Origin of the sequence: Marinobacter sp. C2H3 (assembly GCF_037080155.1) — a bacterium.
Lineage (GTDB): Bacteria > Pseudomonadota > Gammaproteobacteria > Pseudomonadales > Oleiphilaceae > Marinobacter.
Genome location: NZ_JBBBNZ010000002.1, coordinates 438,495 through 460,903, shown reverse-complemented (window position 1 = coordinate 460,903; position 22,409 = coordinate 438,495). Strand labels below are relative to the sequence as shown.

Here is a 22,409-nt window from a genome sequence, read left to right as displayed (position 1 = left end):
TGCGAATGCTCGAAGGACGGCTTTTTTATTGCCTGTGAATCGGTCGTGGACGACTACCCAACACGCAAGGAACGACAGCATCAGGCAGGCGAGGATATGACGAAGCGACGGGTTGTGATCACGGGCATGGGCATGGTGTCCCCGGTAGGTAACGATGTGCCGACCGCCTGGCAGGCCATTCGGGACGGGCGCAGCGGGATCGGTATGATCGATCGGTTTGATGCCTCCGGCTACAACACTCGGATTGGCGGAGCCGTCCGGGACCTGGATCTGGACCAGTACCTCTCGACGAAGGACGCCCGCAAACTGGACGCCTTTATCCATTACGGGCTGGTTGCCGCCCAGCAGGCGGTGACCGACAGCGGGCTGAGTGACTGTGCGTCGCTGGACCATGACCGTGTCGGGGTGGCCATTGGCTCCGGCATCGGCGGGCTTGAGTACATCGAGAAGAACGTCATCCTCATGGAGCAGTCCGGCCCCCGCAAGGTGTCGCCGTTCTTCGTGCCCGCCTCGGTGGTTAACATGGTGGCCGGCAACACCGCGATCCGCTTTGGCTTTCGCGGCCCCAACATTTCCATCGTGACCGCCTGCACCACCGGCACCCACAATATCGGTTACGCCGCCCGCACCATCGCCTACGGCGATGCGGACGTCATGCTGGCCGGCGGTTCGGAAATGGCGACCACCCGCACCGGCGTCGCGGCCTTTTCCGCCGCCCGGGCGCTGTCCACCCGTAACGACGCGCCCGAACAGGCCAGCCGGCCCTGGGATCGTGACCGGGACGGGTTCGTACTGAGCGACGGCGCCGGGGTGCTGGTGCTGGAATCCCTGGAACATGCCCAGGCCCGGGGCGCCACCATTTACGGTGAAGTCGTCGGCTTTGGCATGAGCGACGACGCTCACCACATCACCGCGCCCCCGGAAAGCGGGGAGGGTGCCGCCCGGTCCATGGTCAATGCCATCCGGGATGCCGGGCTCACCCCCGGGGATATCGATTACATCAACGCCCATGGTACATCCACCCAGGTGGGTGACGTTGCCGAAGTGCGGGCGGTGAAATCGGTGTTCGGCCGCCACGCGGAAGCCCTGGCCATCAGCAGCACCAAGTCCATGACTGGCCACCTGTTGGGGGCGGCCGGGGCCGTGGAGGCGATCTTCTCGGTGCTGGCGCTGCGGGACGGTGTCCTGCCTCCCACGATCAATCTGGACCACCCGGATGAGGGGTGCGATCTGGATTTTGTGCCGCACCAGAGCCGGGCCGCCGATGTTCGGGTGGCGTTGTCGAACTCCTTCGGGTTCGGCGGTACCAACGGCACCCTGATTTTCCGCCGCTTCGAGGGTTGAATGCGGCCGCTGACCGTATTCTGGGCCGAAGAAGGTGGCCTGCCACCGGCGGACCGGGGGCTGGCCTACGGCGATGGCCTGTTCGAAACCATCCGCATGCGGGGCCGACAGGGAACCCTTCTGGGACGGCACCTGGCGAGGCTGGCGCGGGATGCCGGGCGACTGGGAATTCCTGTGGACGACCGGTCGCTGCGCCCGGTGGTGGCGGAGGCGGTGCGACGCTACGGTGACCGGCCGGAGCCCGGGGACTGGGTATTGAAACTGACCCTCACTCGGGGCGCCGGCGGCCGGGGCTATCGCCCGGACGCCGGGATGCGGCCGCACCTGCTGGTCAGCGCATCGCCGATGCCGCCGCTGCCGGCGCCGGGCGGGGTCAGCGTGGATTTTTCACCGGTACCCCTTGCCGTCAATCCGATGCTCGCCGGCATCAAATCCCTCAATCGCCTTGAGCAGGTGATGGCCGCCCGGGATCTAACCCCGGAGCTGTTTGAACTGATTCAGTCCAACGCCCAGGGTCAGTTGGTGGAAGGCACCCGGACCAATCTGCTGATCCGACGCGCCGACGGCTGGAAAACCCCGCCTGTGGCCAGCCTGGCGGTGGCCGGCGTGATGCGCCAATGGGTACTGGAACGTTTGAGGGCGCGGGGCGAGCCGGTGGCGGAGGTGCCTCTGGAGCTGGCAGACCTGATGGACGGCGACTGCCGGTGTTTTTATCTACTTAACAGCGTTCTGGGCGTGGTTCCGGTGGCCAGCGTGGCCGGGCATCATTTGCCTGTCGATGCCGGACTTGCGACAATCTGCGACCCGCTGGACACTTTGGAATAACGCGTTTGCTCAAGAAGTTACTGATACTCCTCGTCTGTGTTGCGGTGCTGGTGGCTGCCGGTACGGGCCTGTGGGCCTGGCAGGGCCTGCAAACCCTGAAGGCGCCGGTGGCGCTGACCGAACCCCTGCTGTTCAAGGTGCCCCACGGCGCGTCCTTCTCCGCCACCGCCCGGCGCATGGAAGACGAAGGCCTGGTGGCCGACAGCCTGTGGTTGCGCCTGTATGGCCGCGCCGTTCCGGAGCAGTCGCGGATCCGGGCGGGGGAGTACGAGTTCCAGCCAGGTATGTCGGCACTGGACATGGTGGCCTCGATGGTCCGGGGTGACGTCAAACAATGGCAAGTGCGGATTATCGAAGGCTGGACCTTCCACGACATGCGCGAGGCGCTGGCCCGGAGCGAGCACCTGGCCCATAAGACCCGCGACTGGACCGACGACGACATCATGAAGGCGGTGGGCGCCGAGGGCGAGCATCCGGAGGGCCGCTTTTTCCCGGATACCTACCTGTACACCGGCGGTGACACCGACCTGGACGTGCTGAAGCGGGCGTACCAGCGAATGTCGACAGTGCTGGCCGAGCAGTGGCAGAACCGCGCCGATGGGCTGCCCTACGAGACGCCTTATGAGGCCCTGATCATGGCGTCCATCGTTGAGCGGGAGACCGGTGTTCCGGAAGAGCGCAACGAGGTCGCCGGGGTGTTTGTGCGACGCCTGCAAAAGGGCATGCGCCTGCAGACCGATCCGACCGTCATTTACGGCATGGGCGATGACTATCAGGGCGGCATTACCCTGCGGGATCTGAAAACCTATACCCCCTATAACACCTATCGGATAAACGGCCTGCCACCCACACCCATTGCGTTACCCGGTAAGGGGGCGATTCACGCAGCTCTGCATCCGGATGATGGCAACGCCCTGTACTTTGTCGCCCGGGGGGACGGCACGCACCAGTTTTCCGCCACCTTGAAAGCGCATCAGCAAGCGGTTCGTCAGTTTCAACTGAACCGTCGGGACGACTACCGGTCGGCGCCACCGCCTGACACCACCAACACCGGAGAGGCTGCGCCGTGAGTAGGGGACGCTTTATCACCTTTGAGGGCACCGAAGGGGTGGGGAAGTCCACCCAGCTGGCCCAGGCCGAGCGCACGTTGACCGATCTGGGGGTGGATGTGCTGGTCACCCGGGAGCCGGGTGGAACCCCGCTGGCCGAAGATATCCGGGCCCTGCTGCTGACACCCCGTGACGAAGCCATGAACGACCTCACCGAGCTGCTCCTGGTGTTTGCCGCCCGGGCCCAACACCTGTACGGCCGTATTCTGCCGGCGATCGAGTCCGGCCGCTGGGTGCTCTGTGATCGCTTTACCGATGCCACCTTTGCCTACCAGGGCGGTGGCCGTGGCTTGTCCGCCGACCGCATCGCCCAACTGGAACAACTGGTTCAGGGCGATGTTCGGCCAGACCATGTGGTGCTGCTCGATGCGCCGGTGGATGTGGGCATGGCCCGGGCCCGCCACCGGGGCGCGCTGGACCGGTTTGAGCAGGAACGGGCCGAGTTCTTCCAGCGAGTGCGAGAGGCCTACCACGCCCGCGCCGCCGCCGCACCGGAACGCTATCACCGGGTTGATGCGTCCCGGACCTTGGCGGACGTCACCCGAGATGTGACCAGCCTGCTGACGTCCCTGGTGGCCGAGTCCCGATCGACCTGATTGGGCGACTTCGTGCATTTTTTGCCCAATTCTGCTTAACTTAACGGACATTCGCCTACACGATGCCCGTCGACATGCTTGACGCACGACTGCTGAAGTTGCCTCTGGCGTCCCACCAGCACCGCCACGAACACCACCAGATTGTGGTGGGCGTTCGGGGCGAGGCCGACCTCAGCGTTGACGGCACCAACGCCCACCTGGATACCTGGAAAGCCTGCCTGGTGCCTACCGAAGCTCGCCACGATTTCTGTGGCGATCCGGAAAACCATGTTCTGGTGATCAACCTGGACCCTTACGCGCCGCCACTGAACAGCCCGATGCACTCGGAATACGAGCGCTTGGCGCCGATGTTTGAACGGCCCCGGGTGGTCGCCCTCGACAGCCGTCTGCAGGCGATGGTGCAGTTTACCGCCCAGGAGTTCGATCGGTCGCCGGACAACCCTCATCTGCAGCGTCACTTGGCGGCTGGCCTGCTGCACTGCCTGGCCGGCCACTTGCGGGATGTGCCGGCGGTGGCCGGCCGGAGTGTGATCAACCCGGACATGATCCGTCGCTACGTGATGGAAAACCTGCACCGGCGGATTCGCGTGGAGGATCTCGCCGGCATTGCTTGCCTGAGCGTCAGCCGGTTCCACGAAATGTTCCGTGAAGTCACCGGCGTGACGCCGCACCAGTTTGTGATTGGCATCCGCATCGACCAGGCGGTCCAGTTGCTGTGCTCCACCCCGCTATCGGTGTCCGAAGTCAGCTATCGGACCGGCTTTTCCTCCCAGAGTGCCCTCACCAACGCGCTCCGCCAACACCGGGGTACCACTCCCTCCCGGCTTCGCCAGGCGGCCACAGGCGCCTGATGCTCGGCTCTTACGGGCAGGTCCGTAGGATTTTGAAAAAGAATCGTAGAAATTCGCAAGCCGGACATGCGTAGTAATACTAAGTTATACGCCAAGCAAGACTGCGCCCCGGATGCGGCGCAACTCGGATAAAAAGGACAACACTGGCTGCCGGGTATCGGAGCCGTCGAGGGGGCGTCATGTTTCAGGCCAGCCGGGCACTCGAGCCCGTATTTCAGGAGCAGTCCAGAACCTGGTTCTGGGATGCCCTGACGTCCAACTATGTCGTTGACGAAGCGGCCTACCTGAAAGAGCTGATTGCCCTGGCGGACAGTGACACCGCCGAGCAGCGAGCCATTACCGAAAGGGCCACCGGCCTGATTTCCCGTGTGCGGGCCCGCACCGATACCGTTCACACCATCGACGCCCTGCTGCAACAATACAGCCTGGACACCGAAGAAGGCGTCCTGCTGATGTGTCTGGCGGAGGCGCTGATGCGCATCCCGGACAAAGCCACTGCCGACGCGTTCATCGAAGACAAGCTGTCCATGGCGGACTGGCAGCGCTACGTTGGCCGTAGCGAGTCCACGCTGGTGAATGCCTCGACCTGGGGGTTGCTGCTCACCGGCCGGGTTATCCGCATGGACCGGCGACTGGATGGCTCCCCGTCCGGCATTTGGAAACGGCTGATCAAACGCAGCGGCGAGCCGGTGATCCGGAGCGCCCTGTACCGGGCCATGGGCATTCTTGGTGAGCAGTTCGTGCTCGGGCCCACCATCGGCGAGGCAATCGAGAACGGGCGTAGCCTCTGCCGCCGCGGATTCACCTATTCCTTTGACATGCTCGGCGAAGCGGCGCTGACGCGGGACGACGCCGAAGGCTACTTCCACCAGTACCTGAACGCCATCGATATCGTGGGCGCGGACCCACACTGTGGCCGCACGGTGCCTCGCCCGTCCGTGTCGGTAAAGCTGTCGGCCCTGCATCCCCGGTTTGACAGCACCCAGGAGTCGCGGGTTCTGGAGGAACTCGGGGAGACCTTACGACGGCTGGTGGCCCGGGGCCGAGAGCGCAACGTGGCCATCACCCTGGATGCGGAGGACATGGACAGCCTGGAGCTGGCCCTGAAGTTGTTTGAGCAGGTCTACGATGACGATATCTGCCGGGGCTGGAGCGGTTTTGGGCTGGCGGTTCAGGCCTATTCCAAGCGGGCGTTGCCGGCCCTGTGCTGGTTAAACCGGCTGGCCCGGGACCAGGGCGATGAGATTCCGGTCCGCCTGGTCAAAGGTGCCTACTGGGACAGCGAAATCAAGCGCAGCCAGCAGTTGGGTCTGGAAGAGTACCCGGTGTTTACCCGCAAGGAGGGCACCGACACGTCGTTCCAGGCGTGCCTCCGCTACCTGTTCAGCGATCACACCCGGGGCCGTCTGTACCCCCAACTGGCCAGTCATAATGCCCAGACCGTGGCGTCGGTGCTGGTTCTGGCCCGGGATCGGCGTCGGCCCTTTGAGCTGCAGCGCCTGCACGGCATGGGTGAGCCCCTGTACGAGCAGGTGCGGGACGGCGAAGACGTGCCGGTTCGGATCTACGCGCCGGTGGGGGCTCACAAGGAGCTGCTGCCTTATCTGATGCGGCGGCTCCTCGAGAACGGCGCCAATTCATCGTTCGTGCACCGCCTGGTGGATGCGGCGACACCGGTGGAGGCGCTGGTGCGCCACCCGGTCTGGGAGCTGCAAAAATACCCCAGCCTGCGTAACGACCGTATTCCGCGGCCGGTCGATTTGTACGGCGCTGAGCGCCGGAACGCGGCGGGTTTGAACCTCCGTGTGGACGTGCAGCGGTCGGCTCTGTTGCGGGCGCAGCACGCCTGGCGGGAGGCCAGCTGGCAGGCCAGCCCGGTTATCGAGGGCAGACCCCGGGCCGGAGGTGGCCAGCGGGCGCTGCATGCGCCCCAGGATGAAAAGCGCATCGTCGGCACCGTTAACCTGGCCGAGCCCGGGGATGTGATGGCGGCGTTGCACGCCGCGTCCGATGCCTTCCCCGCATGGAGCCGCCGGCCCGTGGCCGAACGGGCGGCCTACGTTGAAGCGCTGGCGGATCGGCTGGAAGCCCATCGCGATGAGCTGGTCGCCCTGTGCGGCCTCGAGGCCGGTAAGGCCCTGCCGGAGTCGGTGGAAGAGGTGCGCAAGGCCGTGGACTACTGCCGATATTACGCGGCCCAGGGCCGGGCGCGCCTGAGCAGCCCGATTGCGCTGCCCGGGCCAACCGGAGAAACCAACGAACTGACCTTGTCCGGGCGCGGCGTGTTTGCCTGCTTCAGCCCGGCCCATCCGCCGTTATCGGTGCTGATCGGCCAGATCACCGCCGCGCTGGTGGCGGGCAACACCGTACTGGTGCGGCCGGCGCTGCAGGCGTCCCTGACGGCCTTTCGCGCGTGCGAGTTGATGCGGGACGCCGGCGTGCCGGGCGAGGTGGTTCATCTGTTACCCGGTGAGGGCGACTCGATTGACGGCAATCTGTTTTTGGACCCCAGGCTTGCCGGCATTGCCTTCACCGGTTTTAACGACGAGGCCCAGGCGATCAACCTGGCGCTCGCCCAGCGGCAGGGCCCGATCATCCCGCTGCTGGCCCGTACGGGCGGCTGGAACGCCATGGTGGCCGACAGCAGCGCGCTGCCGGAGCAGGTGGTTCGGGATGCGGTGGCCGGGGCGTTTACCAGCGCCGGGCAGCGCCAGTCGTCGCTGCGGGTGCTCTACGTTCAGGCGGACGTGGCGGACCGGGTGGAAACGATGCTCGCCGGCGCCATCCGCGAACTGACGGTGGGTGACCCGCTCGCCCCGGCCACCGATGTGGGCCCGTTGGTGGACGGCCGCCGCTGTGCCCAGGTCCGGGCGGCGGTCGACCGCCTGGACCATAACGCCCGCTGCATTGCCCGGGCGCCCCTGCATAGCGGCCAGCAGAGCGGGTATTTTGTGGCGCCGGCGGCCTACGCGGTTGCCGACGGCATGCCCCTGGTGGATGCGGGCCCCGGCCCGATCCTGCAGGTGGTTCGCTACCCGGGCAACCGGCTGGAGCAGCTCATTGAGCGCATTCACCAGGCGCCGCGAGTGCAGACGCTGAGCATTCATACTCGCAGTGAGGCGACCGCCAGCTATATTGAACAGAGCGTTCGGGTCGGGAACTGCTATATCAACCGGCACCAGATTGGTGCGGTCGCCGGCGTTCAGCCATTTGGCTGCGGCGCGGGCGCCAAGAGTGGCGGGCCCCACTACCTGCAGGGTTTTGTTCAGGAACGGGCCAGAACCGTCAACACCACGGCGATGGGCGGCAACGCCTCCCTGCTGTCGCTGGGGGTTGAACGCATCCAGAGCGATGCCGCCTTTCACGGCGTCTGACCTCACCGGAAAACAGGAGAACGAGATAACAACAACGGGACGACGAAGACCAACAACGCAGAAGTGCTGATGACTGGCACGCGCGTGCGACAGGCCTGGACGGCAGAGCCTGAACAAGAAGAGCGGAATCTATCCCGACTCAACTAACCGGAGGAGCCTCATGGCTATAGGTGTTTGGATCAGTCTATTTCTCTACTTTGCACTCATGATTGGCATCGGGATTTACGCGATGCGCAAGTCCACGTCTTCCTCGGAAGACTATGTTCTTGGCGGGCGTAACCTGAGCCCGAAGGTAGCGGCACTGTCTGCCGGTGCCTCCGACATGAGTGGTTGGCTGCTGCTGGGTCTGCCCGGCGCGCTGTTTGTGACCGGCCTGGCGTCGGCCTGGATTGGTATCGGCCTGTTTGTGGGCGCGTTTGTGAACTGGATTGTCGTGGCCCCGCGCCTGCGCGAGCAGACCGAACGCTATGGCAACAGTCTCACCATCCCCGCGTTCCTCGCGAACCGATTCCCCAGTAAGGCCATGGCCCTGCGCATGGTATCGGCGATCATTATCGTGGTGTTCTTTGCGGTGTACACCGCCTCCGGCCTGGTGGCGGGCGGCAAGCTGTTCGAGAGCGCCTTCGCCGGTATCTTCAACTTTGGCGGCCTGAGCGACTATTCCGTAGGCATCTGGCTGACCCTCATCGTGGTTCTGGCTTACACCGTGGTGGGTGGCTTCCTGGCGGTCAGTCTGACCGACTTCTGCCAGGGTGTGATCATGATGCTGGCTCTGGTCATCATGCCGGCCGTGGTCCTCTGGGGCCCGGGTGGCGGTGGTTTCGCCCAGGCGTCTGAGACCCTTAACCAAGTGGATCCGAACCTGCTGTCCTGGACCCAGGGGGTCACCTTCCTTGGCTTCCTGTCGGCGGTCACCTGGGGCCTGGGTTACTTCGGCCAGCCCCACATCATCGTGCGGTTTATGGCGGTGCGTTCCGTCAAGGAAGTGGGGGCGGCCCGTAACATCGGCATGTCCTGGATGGCCATCTCTCTGATTGGTGCTATCTGTGTGGGCGTGTTCGGCCGTGCGTACGCGGTCCGTAACGGCCTGGACATCTCCGATCCCGAGACCATCTTCATCGTTCTGGCCGATATGCTGTTCCACCCGCTGATCACCGGCTTCCTGTACGCGGCGCTGCTGGCGGCGGTCATGAGCACCATCTCCAGCCAGTTGCTGGTGTCCTCGTCCTCCCTGACGGAAGACTTCTACCGGCTGTTCCTGCGCAAGGAAGCGACCGGCAAGGAGCTGGTGACCGTCGGCCGTATCTGCGTGCTGCTGGTAGGGATCATCGCGGCGTTCATCGCACGGGATCCGACGTCCCAGGTGCTCGGCCTGGTCAGTAACGCCTGGGCGGGCTTTGGTGCCGCGTTTGGCCCGCTGATCATCCTGAGCCTGACCTGGCCTCGGATGACCGGCTCCGGTGCGGTCGCGGGCCTGGTGGCCGGCGCTGTCACCGTCATTGTCTGGATCTCCATGGGCTGGGGCAGCAGCTTCATGGGTGGCGAAGGCATCTACGAGATCATCCCGGGCTTCATTGTCTCAGCCATCGCCATCTACGTGGTGAGCATGATGACCGAGACCCAGGGCGAGTATCAGCCGGTGGAGTGATCCTCGCTGTTGTCTCCGGACAACGACCGGATCAGGGGGTGCCTTCGGGCACCCCTTTTTTGTGTCGGGCCTGAGGCGCCCGGTGTTCGACCATGGTCTAGTTGGCCGGCCTGCGGGCTGGCGGCGGGGCCGTTCGCACGCTAAGGTTTCAAGGTTAAAATCCCTTCAAGAACAGACAATAAAATCAGGAGACAACGGATCATGAACAAGAATCGGTTTTCTCGCGCGGCCCTGGGGCTGGCCGCTGCCGCAGCGGTCTCATTGGCGCCGATGACGGCCCAGGCGGAAGGCAAGTACGTGATGGGCACCGCCACCACCGGCGGCACCTACTATCCGGTCGGCGTGGCGATTTCCACACTGATCAAAGTGAAGCTGGAGCCGACCCAGAACATTTCCCTCTCTGCCATCAGTTCCGCCGGGTCCGGTGAGAACCTCAAACTGATGGATGAGGGGCAGATCCAGTTCGGTATTCTCCAGGGGCTCTACGGCGCTTACGCCTGGAACGGTACCGGCCCGGTTCCGAAGGCGTACAAGAACCTGCGTTCGGTGTCCATGCTGTGGCAGAACGTGGAGCACTTCGTGATCCGCAAGGACCTGGCCAAGACCGGCACCATCAGCGACATGACCGATCTTTACGGTAAGAGCTTCTCCATCGGCGCCCGTAACTCCGGCACCGAGGGCTCCGGGCGGTTTATCCTGAGCCACGCGGGCATTGATCTGGACAAGCTTGACATGGCCTACCTCGGCTATGGCCCCAGCGCCGACGCCCTGCAGAACGGCAACATTGTGGGCATGAACATTCCGGCGGGCGTACCAGCGTCAGCGGTGACCCGGGCCTACGCCAACATGGGTGATGACATCACCACGCTGGATTTCACCCCGGAGCAACTGGCCAAGGTCAATAGCGATTTCGAGCTGTGGACGCCGTACGACATTCCGGCGGGCACCTACCCGAGCCAGGACAAGGTCATCCACACCATTGCCCAGCCCAACATCCTGGCGGTGCGGGACGATGTGTCCGAAGAGGACGTCTACCAGATCACCAAGACCATTTACGAAAACCTGCCGTTCCTGAACAACATCCACCCGGCCACCAAGGCCATGGCGCTGGAAAAGGCCATCGCCGGCCTGCCGATGCCGTTGCATCCGGGCGCAGCGCGGTTCTACAAGGAACAGGGCATCAGCATTCCTGACCGGTTGATTGCGAAGTAACCGTGGCGGAATCCGGAACCCACAGCGAATCCCTGGACAAGATTCGTGACGAAAGCAACAGCGAGGCGAGCGAGCGCCTGGATCACCGGCTCCTGGGGCCGGTGATCTTCTGGCTGGCGGTGGCCACCTCGCTGGTCCATCTCTACTTCAACACCTTATCGACCCTGTCGGAGCTGTGGACGTCCGCGCTGCACGTCGGCCTGTTCGGCCTGATCTGCACCCTCACGACGCCGATGGTCAAAACCGCGTCCCCCGGCGCCCAGCGATGGGTGCTTGGTGTGGATGTGGTGCTCGGCCTGCTGGCCCTGGGGTGTGCGTTCTATCTGATGCTGTTTGAAGACGCGCTCTACCAGCGCGGGTACACGTTCAACACGCCCGACTGGATTGTCTCCATCCTGGCGGTGGTGCTGGTGCTGGAGTTCGCCCGCCGGACCGTGGGCTGGTTTATCCCGGTGCTGTGTGTCATTGCACTGACCTACGTGGCCTGGTGGGGCCAGTACGTGGACGGCATCTTCAATTTCCCGGGCCTGAGCTGGGAAACGGTTCTTTATCGCGCCTACATCGGCGGGCAGGGGATGCTTGGCTCCATCGCCCGGATTTCCTGGACCTACGTGTTCATGTTCATTCTCTTCGGCGCCTTTCTGGTCAAGTCCGGGGCCGGGGAATTCATCATCGAGCTGGCCCGCTGTGCGGCGGGGCGCTTTGTTGGCGGGCCCGGCCTGGTGGCCGTGTTTGCCTCCGGCCTTATGGGCTCCGTATCCGGTTCCAGCGTGGCCAACACCGTATCGACCGGGGTGATTACGATCCCGCTGATGCGCAAGTCCGGCTTTCCGGCCCGGTTCGCGGCCGGCGTGGAAGCCGCCGCCTCCACCGGGGGGCAGCTGATGCCGCCGGTGATGGGCGCCGGGGCGTTCATCATGGCGTCCTACACACAGGTGTCCTACGTCACCATTATCGGCGTGGCAACGCTGCCGGCTCTGCTGTACTTCCTTTCGGTGGCTATGTTCGTGCGGGTGGAGGCCAAGCGCAGCAACGCGGTGTCCCTCAACGAAGAGGCGACGCCCAAGCTGGCGGAGGTGCTCAAGGGCGGATGGCATTTCCTGCTGCCGCTGGTGGTGCTGGTGGCGGCGCTGATCTACGGCTACACGCCCACCTACGCGGCGGGCATCGCCATTGCGTCGGTGATTGTTGCCTCCTGGCTGTCCGGCAACCCGATGGGCCTGCGGGACATTCTGGACGCCCTCGCCATGGGCGCCCGGAACATCGTGACCACGGCGATCCTGCTGATTACCGTTGGCCTGATCGTCATGGTGGTGTCCACGACAGGCATTGGTAATACCTTCTCCATCATGATTACCAACTGGGCCGGCGGCAGCCTGCTGGTCACCATTGTATTGGTGGCACTGGCGTCCCTGATTCTGGGCATGGGCCTGCCGGTGACCGCGGCCTACATCGTGCTGGCGACCCTGTCGGCCCCGGCGATCTATCAATTGATTGCCCACGGCCAACTGGTGGATCTGATCATGTCCGGCAACCTTCCGGAACAGGCCAAGGCCATCTTCATGCTGGCCACGCCCGACAAGGTGGGCCTGCTCAACGGCCCGGTGGACCATGCCACGGCGGTGGCCATGCTGGCGGCGGTCCCGGATACCTTCAGCAACCAGCTCCTGGAGCAGGCGCTGTCTCCGGCAACCCTGTCCATGGCGCTGGTGGCGGCTCACATGATCATCTTCTGGCTGTCCCAGGACTCCAACGTAACGCCACCGGTCTGCCTGACCGCCTTCGCCGCCGCCGCCATTGCCGGCACGCCGCAGATGCGCACGGGCTTTACTGCCTGGAAGCTGGCCAAGGGGCTGTACATCGTGCCATTGCTGTTTGCCTACTCGCCGCTGATCACCGGCGATATTCCTGAGATGCTCAGGGTGTTTTTCTTTGCCTTGTTCGGCATCTACGCCATCGTCGCTGGGCTGGAAGGCTATCTGGAGCACCCGCTCAATCCGCTGTTCCGGCTGCTGTCCCTGGCCGTGGGCCTGCTGATGCTGTGGCCCCACGGCCAGGTGCTGTTTGATTCCGCTGGCCTGGTGCTGTTTATCCTCCTGTTCCTCTGGAGCAGCCGGCAGGGGCGGCAGTCGCCCACCGTGGGCGGAGCGGCGGCCTGATGGACCTGAGCATGTCGTTGACGGATGTTCTGGCGCTGCTGGCCCTGGGGGGCGTAGCGGGTTTCATCAACGTGCTGTCCGCCGGCGGTTCCATGCTGACCCTGCCGCTGCTGATGTTCCTCGGGTTGCCGCCCCAGGTGGCCAACGGTACCAACCGGGTGGCCATTACCCTGCAGAGCGTTACCGCGGTGGGCGGCTTCCGCCGCATGGGGCACGGCAACCTCAAGGTCAGCTTGCTGTTGGCGGTACCGGCGATTCTGGGCTCCCTGCTGGGCGCCTGGCTGGCCACCGATGTGCCGGACGCGGTGTTCGAGGTGGTGCTGGTGCTGGCGATGGTGGGCGCCTCGGTGTTCATGCTTCTGCCTCAGCCAAGGCTGGACACCCGGCCACTGACGCCGGAACGACTGGGCCCGGTGGTCTATTTCGCCATGTTTCTGATCGGCCTGTACGGCGGGTTCATCCAGGTGGGGGTGGGCGCCCTGTTCATTGTGGTGCTGTACCGGATCCTGAAGATTGATCTGCCCCAGGTGAACGTGTTCAAGGTGGCTATCGTGCTGCTGTATACCCTGCCGGCGCTGCTGGTGTTTGCCCTGAACGATCAGGTGCGTTGGGGCATGGGGTTAACGCTGGCCCTGGGCAACATCACCGGGGCATTCCTGGCGGTGCGGGTGAACCTGAGCCCCCGGGGCGCCCAGTGGGTGAAGTGGCTGACGCTGACCATGGTGGCCGCCATCCTGTTGCGGCTGGTGCTTCACTGAGGGTATCGCTCACCCAAACAAAAACGCCGGCCCTGGGGCCGGCGTTTTTGTTTCCCCGGCCCAAAGGCCGGGGGCACCCGAAAGGGCAGGGCGGCGTCAGGCGACGCTCGCCTCTGCGGCCTTCTTGGTGTACTCCTCCATTTGATCGAAGTTGAGATACTTGTAGATCTCTTTCGACATGCTGTTGAGGTCCTTGGCGTACTCCATGTACTCGGCCGGGGTCGGCAGCTTACCGAGCACCGCACCCACCGCTGCGAGTTCGGCTGAGGTCAGGTACACGTTGGCGCCGTCGCCCAGACGGTTCGGGAAGTTACGGGTTGAGGTGGACAGCACCGTGCTCTTCGGAGCGACCCGCGCCTGGTTACCCATGCACAGGGAGCAGCCCGGCATCTCGGTGCGCACACCGGCGGTGCCGTAGGTGTTGAAGTAGCCTTCCTCCATCAGCTGCGCCTGGTCCATCTTGGTGGGCGGGGACATCCACAGACGGGTGCTCAGGGCGCCCTTGTGTTGCTCCAGCAGTTTGCCGGCGGCGCGGAAATGGCCGATGTTGGTCATGCAGGAGCCGATGAACACTTCGTCCACCTTGTCGCCGGCCACTTCGGACAGGAACTTGGCGTCGTCCGGATCGTTCGGGCAGCAGACGATCGGCTCCTTGATGTCCGCCAGATCGATCTCGATCACGTGGGCGTACTCGGCGTCCTTGTCGGCGCGCATCAGCTTCGGATCCTTCAGCCAGGCTTCCATCTGCTGGGCACGACGCTCCAGGGTACGGGCGTCGCCGTAACCCTCGGCGATCATCCAGCGCAGCATCACGATGTTGGAGCGCAGGTACTCGGCCACGGACTCTTCAGACAGGTTGATGGTGCAACCGGCGGCGGACCGCTCAGCGGAAGCGTCAGACAGCTCAAACGCCTGCTCGACGGTCAGGTGCTCGAGGCCTTCGATTTCCAGGATGCGGCCGGAGAATTCATTGATCTTGCCTTTCTTCTCAACGGTCAGCATGCCTTGCTTGATGCCGTACAGCGGGATCGCGTGGACCAGATCGCGCAGGGTGATGCCCGGCTGCATGTCGCCTTTGAAGCGAACCAGCACGGATTCCGGCATGTCCAGCGGCATTACGCCGGTGGCGGCGGCAAACGCAACCAGGCCGGAACCGGCCGGGAAGGAGATGCCCATGGGGAAACGGGTGTGGGAGTCACCACCGGTACCCACGGTGTCCGGAAGCAGCATGCGGTTCAGCCAGGAGTGAATGATGCCGTCGCCCGGGCGCAGGGAGACACCGCCACGGGTACGGATGAAGTCCGGCAGGGTGTGCTGCATTTCCACGTCAACCGGCTTGGGATACGCCGCGGTGTGGCAGAAGGACTGCATCACCAGGTCGGCCTGGAAGCCCAGACACGCCAGGTCTTTCAGCTCGTCCCGGGTCATCGGGCCGGTGGTGTCCTGGGAACCCACGGTGGTCATGTGCGGCTCGCAGTAGGTGCCCGGGCGAACGCCTTTGCCTTCGTCCAGGCCACACGCCTTGCCCACCATCTTCTGGGCCAGGGAGAAGCCCTTGGTGCCGGCTTCCGGATCCTTGGGCAGACGGAACAGGTCGGTGGCGCCCAGGCCCAGGGCCTTGCGGGCCTTGTTGGTGAGGCCGCGGCCGATGATCAGCGGAATGCGGCCGCCGGCCTGCACTTCGTCCAGGATCACGTCGGACTTGAACTTGAACTCGGAGATCACGTCGCCGGCTTCGTTGAGGATCTTGCCCTCGTAGGGACGGATCTCGATCACGTCGCCCATGTTCATGTTGTCGACCGGGGCTTCGAACACCAGGGCACCAGCGTCTTCCATGGTGTTGAAGAAGATCGGGGCCACTTTGTTGCCGATGCACACACCGCCGGCGCGCTTGTTGGGCACGCCCGGGATGTCTTCACCGAAGAACCACAGCACGGAGTTGGTGGCGGATTTCCGGGAAGAGCCGGTACCCACAACGTCGCCCACGAAGGCAACAGGAAGACCCTTGCTCTTGATCTCGTCGATCTGGCTCATCGGGCCAGTCACGCCGGGCTCTTCTGGCTTCAGGCCGTCACGCTCCATTTTATAGGCGGCGCGGGCGTGCAGGGGGATGTCCGGGCGGGACCAGGCGTCCGGGGCCGGGGACAGGTCGTCGGTGTTGGTTTCACCGGTGACCTTGAACACCACCATCTTGGTGCTCTCAGGCACTTTCTTGCGGCTGGTGAACCACTCACCGTTGGCCCAGGATTCCACCACGGACTTGGCCACGGCATTGCCCGCGTCCATCTTTTCCTTGACGTCGTTGAAGGCGTCAAACATCAGCAGGGTTTTCTTCAGCTGTTCACCGGCCAGCTCGGCCAGGTTGCTGTCGTCCAGCAGGGACACCAGGGTCTCGATGTTATAGCCGCCCTGCATCATGCCCAGCAGCTTCACCGCCCGCTCCTTGCTGACCAGCGGGGACGCTGCTTCGCCTTTGACAACGGCGCTCAGGAACGCGGCCTTTACGTAGGCGGCTTCGTCCACGCCCGGCGGAATGCGATTTTCCAGCAGGTACACCAGCGTTTCTTCTTCACCCGCCGGCGGGTTCTTCAGCAGTTCGACCAGTTCGGCGGTCTGTTCGGCGGTCAGGGGCTTGGGGGGAATACCCAGGGCTTCACGTTCGGCAACGTGCTCACGGTAGGCTTCTAACACGGTATGGACCCTCATCAGTTGGAATGCCCCGCGGATTGGGCGCTGGCCCGGCGGGAGCTTTTTTGGCGAAAAGGCCGAAGGAGCCTCTGAATAACGCCTCAAATCACTGACGAGGTTTCAGGATTTATTCAGAGACTCCTTGAACTGGCGCTGCATTCTATAGGAAAGCCCTTATAAAGTTAAGTTGGACAGTGGCGCTCGTCATCTGTTAGGGCGCGTCTGGCTTGGGTATACTGCGCCCCCGAACCGACAGCCCCGGAAATTCGTATGGGAGTGACTGTGCAAAAGACCGTGAGTGATCAGGACCCGGCACTGCCGCCCGCCATCGCCAGTGCCGTCCGTGACATTCAGGCCTTTTTGCCGTGCGCAACGCCTCAGGCGTGGATTGACGCAGCGCTGGCAAACCCGGCGCTGATGTTGATCGATCATGCCCACTGCGAGAAGAAAGCGGCCTCCACGGCCCTGAGCCTGATGTACCGGTACGTGGACAACCCCGATCTGCTGAATCGGATGTCCCGCCTGGCCCGGGAAGAGCTGAGGCATTTCGAGCAGGTGCTGGCGATTATGGCCCGGCGTGGGGTGCGCTACGGGCACCTCTCACCGTCCCGTTATGCCGCCGGCCTGCGGGCCCTGGTGCGGCCCGAAGACCCGGGTAGGCTGGTGGATGTGCTGGTTGTTGGCGCCATCATCGAGGCCCGCTCCTGCGAGCGGTTCGCCGCCCTGGCGCCCCATCTGGACGATGAGCTGTCTGGCTTTTACAACGGTCTGCTGAAATCCGAGGCCCGCCACTACAAGGACTACGTGACCCTGGCCGAGCAGGCCAACGGTGGCCCGGTGACGGATCGGCTGGACGCCTTTCTCGCGGCCGAGCGTGCACTGATCGAGCAGCCTGACGCCGAGTTCCGCTTTCACAGTGGCCCGCCCGAGGACCTACAGCGCCTGGCATAGGGCCATCCAGCGGTCGATACCGGCGCTCCGGTATTTCTGTTTGTGGAGAATAAAGTAGAACTGCCGGTCGAACGATCGGTGGGACGGGGCGGCCAGAGGCACCAGGCTGCCCCGGCGGAACGCGTCCGCGAGCACCACCTGGGACAGGCAGCCGATGCCGAGGCCAGCTTCCACGGCCCGTTTGATGGCTTCGGTGTGCTCCAGCTCGAGCAGGACGTTCAGGTCCGGCAGCAGCCCGTGCATGCCCCGTTCGAAGCTCTGCCGCGTGCCTGAACCCGGCTCCCGCATGATCCAGGTGGCGGCCCGGAGGTCGTCGTCGGTCAGGCTGCCTTTCGCGGCAAGCGGGTGATGGGGTGCGCAGAACACCTGGAGCCGGTCCTCGCGCCAGGGGATGACTTCCAGGTCCGTCGACTGCAATTCGCCCTCGATCAGGCCGATGTCGAGTTCAAATTCCCGGACCCGCTCGGCAATGGTCTGGGTGTTGGCGACTTCGAGGGACACCCGGGGCCGGGTAGGGGTATCCATGTATTGGGCCATCACACCCACGGCCAGATAGTTGCCGATGGTCAGGGTGGCACCCACCTTCAGGGCGCCCACTTCCGTGTGCCGGCTGAAGGCCTGTTCAAGTTCCTTCGCCTGGGCCAGCAGCGATTCGGCCTTGGGCCGGTATAGCCGCCCGAGTTCGTTCAGTTGCAGCCGCTTGCCGACCCGATCGAACAACTGGATATCGAACTGGCTTTCCAGTTCCTTGAGTGCGCTGCTGGCGGCGGACTGGGACATGGCCAAAGATTCCGCCGCCCGGGTGATGTTCTGGAAGTGGGCGGCGGCAAGGAACACTTCGAGCTGTCGGAAACTGTATTTCATAACGGGCCGTCTTAAATCGATTGTTCCGAATAAGGTTATGAGAATATCCCATTTCATCGATAGGTTAGTGATGGGATACACTTTACGCAATTAGACTTCCGATTCGTTTTTCCGTCTTGCAGGAGACCGTAGTCCATGAGCAACCTGATGAAGGAAACCGTCACCAGTGTCCACCACTGGAACGACACCCTGTTCAGCTTCAAGACCAGCCGTGATCCGGGTTTCCGCTTTAAGAACGGTCACTTCGTGATGATCGGACTGGAGACCGAAGGCAAGCCGCTGATGCGGGCCTACAGCATTGCCAGCGCCAACTATGAGGAAGAGCTCGAGTTCTTCTCCATCAAGGTGCCCGACGGCCCTCTGACTTCCCGCCTACAGAAAATCCAGCCAGGCGATCAGATCCTGCTCAGCAAAAAGCCCACGGGGACCCTGGTTCTGGATAACCTGCTGCCGGGTCGCAACCTGTGGCTGATCAGCACCGGCACCGGCCTGGCGCCGTTCATGAGTATTATCAAGGATCCGGAAGTGTACGAAGCGTTCGACCGGGTGATCCTGACCCACGGCGTCCGCTACGTGTCCGAACTGGCCTACCAGCAGGACATTGAGTCCCTGCCGGAGAACGAGTTCTTCGGGGAGATGGTCCAGGGCAAGCTGATGTACTACCCGACCGTGACCCGCGAGCCGTTCCGCAACCAGGGCCGGCTGACCGACGCCATGGAAACCGGCAAAATCAACAAAGACCTGGGTCTGCCTCGGTTTGACGTGGATCAGGACCGGTTCATGATCTGCGGCAGCCCGAGTATGCTCAAGGACACCTGTGCCATACTGGACAACATGGGATTCCGCGAAGCCCGCGGTGGCGACATGGGCCACTACGTGATCGAGCGCGCTTTTGTGGAGCAGTAGTCCGGGCCTAGCCTGGCCGGGGAACCGAACCGGCCACCCAAAAAACCCGCGGCCTGTCCGCGGGTTTTTTTGTGGCGGTTTCATGGAACCCTCACCAACGCATTCAGGACGCGCCGATGCCGACTTCTTCCTCCGAGCCTTCCCATGCCGACAACGCCGGGTCCCGCCGCGCCGACAGCGAAAGCGTGATGGCCACCATTCGGGCCCAGCAGGCACGGGGTCGGGGTGCCAGGCGGGCCCTGGCTGCTGGTCTGGTTCTGCTGGTGGCCGCCATCATCGGCTGGATGGTCTGGCCGGAATCCGCGCCCACCCGATGGCGGACGGAGACGGTGGGTCGGGGCGACATGCAACTGACGGCAACCGCCACCGGCAGCCTGGAGCCCAAAAGCGAGGTGTCCGTGGGCGCGGAGATTTCCGGGCTGGTCCAGCAGGTGCTGGTGGACGAAAACGACCCGGTCTCCATCGGGCAGGTGCTGGCCCGCTTTGATACGGATGAGCTTGAGGTAGCGCTGGAGCAGGCGGAGGCCCAGCTGGCGGTGGCCGAGGCGTCGGTGGATGAAGCGGCGGCCACGGTGGACGAGGCCGCGGCGGACGAGCGGCGCCAGACCCTCCTGCGGCAGCGGGGCACAGCGGCCCAGGCGGACCTGGACGCGGCGGTGGCGGCCCGCAAACGGGCGCAGGCGCAACTGGCGCTGTCCCGGGCGTCCGTCCGCCAGGCCCGGGCGACGGTATCCCAGGCCCGGACGCGCCTGGAGAAAGCGGTCATTACCTCGCCTATCAACGGCGTGGTTCTGAAGCGCGCCATTGGGCCGGGCACCACCGTGGCCGCCAGTTTCCAGACCCCGGAGCTGTTCCTGCTGGCGGAAGATCTCTCGGCCATGGAGCTGCACGTGTCCATGGACGAGGCCGATGTGGGGCTCGTGCATCCGGATCAGAGTGCGAGCTTTACGGTGGACGCCTGGCCCGGCCGGGCCTTTCCCGCCAAGGTATTGAAAGTGCACCTGTATCCCACGGTGGAGAACAACGTGGTGACCTACAACACGGTGCTGTCCGTGGACAACACGGACGGGCTGCTGTCATCACCGGAGCCACCGATGGCGAGTACACGGAGGTGACCGGCGGAGCGCTCAAGGAAGGCGATGCCGTGATTACCGGCGTGATGGGGTCGGCCGCCAAATGACGGCGCTGATCCGGTTGCAGGGCATTGCCCGCCGTTACGGCCGGGGCGATACGCTGGTTCGGGCTCTGGATGATGTCAGCCTTGGCATTGATGAAGGGGAGTTCGTGGCCATTATGGGGCCGTCCGGCTCCGGCAAATCCACCTGTATGAACCTGTTGGGGTGCCTGGACACGCCAACGGACGGCCAGTACTGGTTCCGGGACGTGGACGTCGGGCAACTGACCGCCGATGAATTGGCACTGCTGCGCCGCCATTTTCTCGGGTTTGTGTTCCAGAGCTTTAACCTGTTGCCCCGGGTGAGCGCGCTTCAGAACGTGGAACTGCCGCTGGTGTATCAGGGAGTGGCGCCGGCCGAGCGGCGCCGGCGGGCGCTGGCGGCACTGGCCACCGTCGGCCTGGAGGGCCGCGCCGGCGCGGCGCCCTCGGAGCTTTCTGGCGGCCAGCAGCAGCGGGTGGCCATTGCCCGTGCTCTGGTCTCGGAACCTCCGGTGCTGTTGGCCGACGAGCCTACCGGCAACCTGGACACGGTGATGTCCACGGACATCATGAATCGCCTCGTGCAGCTGCGCACGGAGCGGCAATTGACCATCATCATGGTGACCCACGAGCCGGACATCGCCCGTTACGCGGACCGGGTGCTGCTGTTCCGGGATGGCCGGCTGGTGGGCGACGGCCCTCCTGATCAGGTGATGGGATGAGGGCGGCCGATGTTTTGACGCTGGCTGGCCAGGCGATCCGGCGCAACACTCTCCGGTCGTTCCTGACCACCCTTGGGATTGTGATTGGCGTGGCCAGTGTGGTGACCATGGTTCAACTGGGGCAGTCCGCTACCCAGAGCGTGACCGAGCGCATTGCCAGCATCGGCTCGAACCTTCTGTTCGTGATTCCCGGCACCGCCCAGCGAGGGCCGGGCAACGTGCGCGCCACCGCCGAACCGTTTGATCTGGCCGATGCCCAGGCCCTGGCCCGTGACATCGCCGACGTCCGGGTGGCGCCGGCGCTGAACACCACGGTCACGGTGGTGGCCGGCAACGTCAACGACAGCGTGCCGGTGGTGGGCACCACCAACGGCTACTTTCCGGTACGTAACCACCCGTTGGCCTACGGCCGGGAATTTCAGCCCGGCGAGCTGGCCTCGGGGGCGGCGGTGTGCGTGATCGGCCAGACCCTGGTGGAGGACCTGTTCAGCGGTCGGGAGCCCTTGGGAGCCACCCTGCGGGTCCGGCCGTCGGCGTGCCAGGTGATCGGCGTGCTGTCTGAAAAAGGCGAGTCCATGGGGCAGGACCGGGACAAAATCGTCCTGATGCCAATCAAGGCGGTACAGCGGCGTCTGGTGGGCCAGCTGGATGTCGACGCTATCTACGTCTCGGCGCTGGTGGATGGCACCACCGGGCAGGTGCAGGGGCAGATTGAGTCGCTGCTTCGACAGCGGCGGCACATCTCAGCCGGGGCGCCGGATGATTTCTATGTCCGGGACACCCAGGACATCGCCGACGCCCTGGAAGGTACCACCCGGACCCTGACCCTGCTGCTGGGGGCCATTGCCACCGTCAGCCTGCTGGTGGGTGGCATCGGCATCGTGAACATCATGCTGGTGTCGGTCACCGAGCGTACCCGGGAAATTGGCATACGGCTGGCCATCGGCGCCCGGGCCCGGGATGTGCTGATGCAGTTCCTGGTGGAAGCGGTGGTGCTGTCCACCCTGGGTGGATTGGTGGGGCTGTTGGTGGGGCTCCTGGCCACGGTCGGCGCCACCTGGAAGCTGGATATGCCGCTGGTGCTTTCTCCGGCCATCATGGCGCTGGGGTTTGGTTTTTCCGTGGCCATCGGTATCGTGTTCGGGTTTGTGCCCGCCCGAAAGGCGGCCCGATTAAACCCGATTGATGCCCTGCGACATGAATGATGCTTTTCCGCTGAGCAGACTCCCCCCGGTGCCCATCGCCT

The 22,409-nt window shown here is 64.2% G+C and carries 17 protein-coding genes; 15 read left to right on the top strand and 2 right to left on the bottom strand.

Annotated elements, in window-relative coordinates; translation table 11 throughout:
- Positions 1 to 96 precede the first annotated feature (96 nt).
- The 10 genes from fabF to V3388_RS07110 all read left to right on the top strand — a co-directional run bounded on the left by fabF (position 97) and on the right by V3388_RS07110 (position 13,876).
- Positions 97 to 1,344, top strand: coding sequence for a beta-ketoacyl-ACP synthase II (gene fabF / locus V3388_RS07155; RefSeq protein ID WP_336366842.1), 1,248 nt, complete (start codon positions 97 to 99; stop codon positions 1,342 to 1,344).
- Complete coding sequence (gene pabC, locus V3388_RS07150) at positions 1,345 to 2,169, top strand: aminodeoxychorismate lyase (RefSeq protein WP_336366841.1); 825 nt, start codon at positions 1,345 to 1,347, stop codon at positions 2,167 to 2,169.
- Positions 2,170 to 2,174: 5 nt separating this feature from the next.
- Positions 2,175 to 3,239 carry an endolytic transglycosylase MltG gene (gene mltG / locus V3388_RS07145; RefSeq protein WP_336366840.1) on the top strand — a complete coding sequence of 355 codons (1,065 nt, stop codon included), beginning with the start codon at positions 2,175 to 2,177 and terminating at the stop codon, positions 3,237 to 3,239.
- Positions 3,236 to 3,874 carry a dTMP kinase gene (tmk, locus tag V3388_RS07140; protein ID WP_336366839.1) on the top strand — a complete coding sequence of 213 codons (639 nt, stop codon included), beginning with the start codon at positions 3,236 to 3,238 and terminating at the stop codon, positions 3,872 to 3,874. Before mltG ends, tmk begins: the two co-directional genes overlap by 4 nt.
- A 74-nt stretch (positions 3,875 to 3,948) precedes the next feature.
- A complete protein-coding gene (locus V3388_RS07135) occupies positions 3,949 to 4,725 on the top strand; it encodes a helix-turn-helix transcriptional regulator (protein ID WP_336366838.1) in 777 nt (258 codons plus the stop codon).
- A 179-nt stretch (positions 4,726 to 4,904) separates the two neighbouring features.
- A complete protein-coding gene (putA, locus tag V3388_RS07130) occupies positions 4,905 to 8,099 on the top strand; it encodes a bifunctional proline dehydrogenase/L-glutamate gamma-semialdehyde dehydrogenase PutA (RefSeq protein WP_336366837.1) in 3,195 nt (1,064 codons plus the stop codon).
- Positions 8,100 to 8,259: 160 nt separating this feature from the next.
- Positions 8,260 to 9,747, top strand: a complete 1,488-nt coding sequence (putP, locus tag V3388_RS07125) for a sodium/proline symporter PutP (RefSeq protein ID WP_336366836.1) — start codon at positions 8,260 to 8,262, stop codon at positions 9,745 to 9,747.
- Between the two features lie 201 nt (positions 9,748 to 9,948).
- Positions 9,949 to 10,959 (top strand): TAXI family TRAP transporter solute-binding subunit, encoded by a 1,011-nt coding sequence (locus V3388_RS07120; protein ID WP_336366835.1) that lies wholly within the window; start codon positions 9,949 to 9,951, stop codon positions 10,957 to 10,959.
- A gap of 2 nt (positions 10,960 to 10,961) precedes the next feature.
- Positions 10,962 to 13,118 (top strand): TRAP transporter permease, encoded by a 2,157-nt coding sequence (locus V3388_RS07115; RefSeq protein WP_336366834.1) that lies wholly within the window; start codon positions 10,962 to 10,964, stop codon positions 13,116 to 13,118.
- Positions 13,118 to 13,876, top strand: a complete 759-nt coding sequence (locus tag V3388_RS07110) for a sulfite exporter TauE/SafE family protein (RefSeq protein WP_336366833.1) — start codon at positions 13,118 to 13,120, stop codon at positions 13,874 to 13,876. Before V3388_RS07115 ends, V3388_RS07110 begins: the two co-directional genes overlap by 1 nt.
- A 96-nt stretch (positions 13,877 to 13,972) precedes the next feature.
- Here the strand turns inward: V3388_RS07110 and V3388_RS07105 are convergent, their stop codons facing one another.
- Positions 13,973 to 16,567, bottom strand: a complete 2,595-nt coding sequence (locus tag V3388_RS07105) for a bifunctional aconitate hydratase 2/2-methylisocitrate dehydratase (RefSeq protein WP_336366832.1) — start codon at positions 16,565 to 16,567, stop codon at positions 13,973 to 13,975.
- A gap of 267 nt (positions 16,568 to 16,834) precedes the next feature.
- Here V3388_RS07105 and V3388_RS07100 point away from each other — a divergent pair, with 267 nt between their 5' ends.
- The gene (locus V3388_RS07100) at positions 16,835 to 17,515 is read left to right on the top strand and encodes a tRNA-(ms[2]io[6]A)-hydroxylase (protein WP_442915616.1); all 681 of its coding nucleotides are present in this window, start codon (positions 16,835 to 16,837) and stop codon (positions 17,513 to 17,515) included.
- Here the strand turns inward: V3388_RS07100 and V3388_RS07095 are convergent.
- Entirely contained in the window at positions 17,498 to 18,379 is an 882-nt protein-coding gene (locus V3388_RS07095; protein WP_336366831.1) for a LysR family transcriptional regulator, read from the bottom strand. The two genes, V3388_RS07100 and V3388_RS07095, sit on opposite strands and share 18 nt — an antisense overlap.
- Positions 18,380 to 18,514: 135 nt before the next feature.
- On the opposite strand from V3388_RS07095, the gene V3388_RS07090 reads away from it, so the two are divergent.
- The 4 genes from V3388_RS07090 to V3388_RS07075 all read left to right on the top strand — a co-directional run bounded on the left by V3388_RS07090 (position 18,515) and on the right by V3388_RS07075 (position 22,368).
- A complete protein-coding gene (locus V3388_RS07090; RefSeq protein ID WP_336366830.1) occupies positions 18,515 to 19,285 on the top strand; it encodes a ferredoxin--NADP reductase in 771 nt (256 codons plus the stop codon).
- Between the two features lie 116 nt (positions 19,286 to 19,401).
- Complete coding sequence (locus tag V3388_RS07085) at positions 19,402 to 20,400, top strand: efflux RND transporter periplasmic adaptor subunit (RefSeq protein ID WP_336366829.1); 999 nt, start codon at positions 19,402 to 19,404, stop codon at positions 20,398 to 20,400.
- Between the two features lie 61 nt (positions 20,401 to 20,461).
- Complete coding sequence (locus V3388_RS07080; protein ID WP_336366828.1) at positions 20,462 to 21,163, top strand: ABC transporter ATP-binding protein; 702 nt, start codon at positions 20,462 to 20,464, stop codon at positions 21,161 to 21,163.
- Positions 21,160 to 22,368, top strand: coding sequence for an ABC transporter permease (locus V3388_RS07075; protein WP_336366827.1), 1,209 nt, complete (start codon positions 21,160 to 21,162; stop codon positions 22,366 to 22,368). Before V3388_RS07080 ends, V3388_RS07075 begins: the two co-directional genes overlap by 4 nt.
- Positions 22,369 to 22,409: the final 41 nt, after the last annotated feature.

Bases quoted from the DNA above. Each gene is read 5' to 3' on its own strand.
- fabF (WP_336366842.1), top strand. From the start codon at position 97: ATGACGAAGCGACGGGTTGTGATCACGGGCATGGGCATGGTGTCCCCG.
- pabC (WP_336366841.1), top strand. From the start codon at position 1,345: ATGCGGCCGCTGACCGTATTCTGGGCCGAAGAAGGTGGCCTGCCACCG.
- V3388_RS07135 (WP_336366838.1), top strand. From the start codon at position 3,949: ATGCTTGACGCACGACTGCTGAAGTTGCCTCTGGCGTCCCACCAGCAC.
- putA (WP_336366837.1), top strand. From the start codon at position 4,905: ATGTTTCAGGCCAGCCGGGCACTCGAGCCCGTATTTCAGGAGCAGTCC.
- putP (WP_336366836.1), top strand. From the start codon at position 8,260: ATGGCTATAGGTGTTTGGATCAGTCTATTTCTCTACTTTGCACTCATG.
- V3388_RS07120 (WP_336366835.1), top strand. From the start codon at position 9,949: ATGAACAAGAATCGGTTTTCTCGCGCGGCCCTGGGGCTGGCCGCTGCC.
- V3388_RS07110 (WP_336366833.1), top strand. From the start codon at position 13,118: ATGGACCTGAGCATGTCGTTGACGGATGTTCTGGCGCTGCTGGCCCTG.
- V3388_RS07100 (WP_442915616.1), top strand. From the start codon at position 16,835: ATGGGAGTGACTGTGCAAAAGACCGTGAGTGATCAGGACCCGGCACTG.
- V3388_RS07095 (WP_336366831.1), bottom strand. From the start codon at position 18,379: ATGAAATACAGTTTCCGACAGCTCGAAGTGTTCCTTGCCGCCGCCCAC.
- V3388_RS07090 (WP_336366830.1), top strand. From the start codon at position 18,515: ATGAGCAACCTGATGAAGGAAACCGTCACCAGTGTCCACCACTGGAAC.
- V3388_RS07085 (WP_336366829.1), top strand. From the start codon at position 19,402: ATGCCGACTTCTTCCTCCGAGCCTTCCCATGCCGACAACGCCGGGTCC.
- V3388_RS07080 (WP_336366828.1), top strand. From the start codon at position 20,462: ATGACGGCGCTGATCCGGTTGCAGGGCATTGCCCGCCGTTACGGCCGG.
- V3388_RS07075 (WP_336366827.1), top strand. From the start codon at position 21,160: ATGAGGGCGGCCGATGTTTTGACGCTGGCTGGCCAGGCGATCCGGCGC.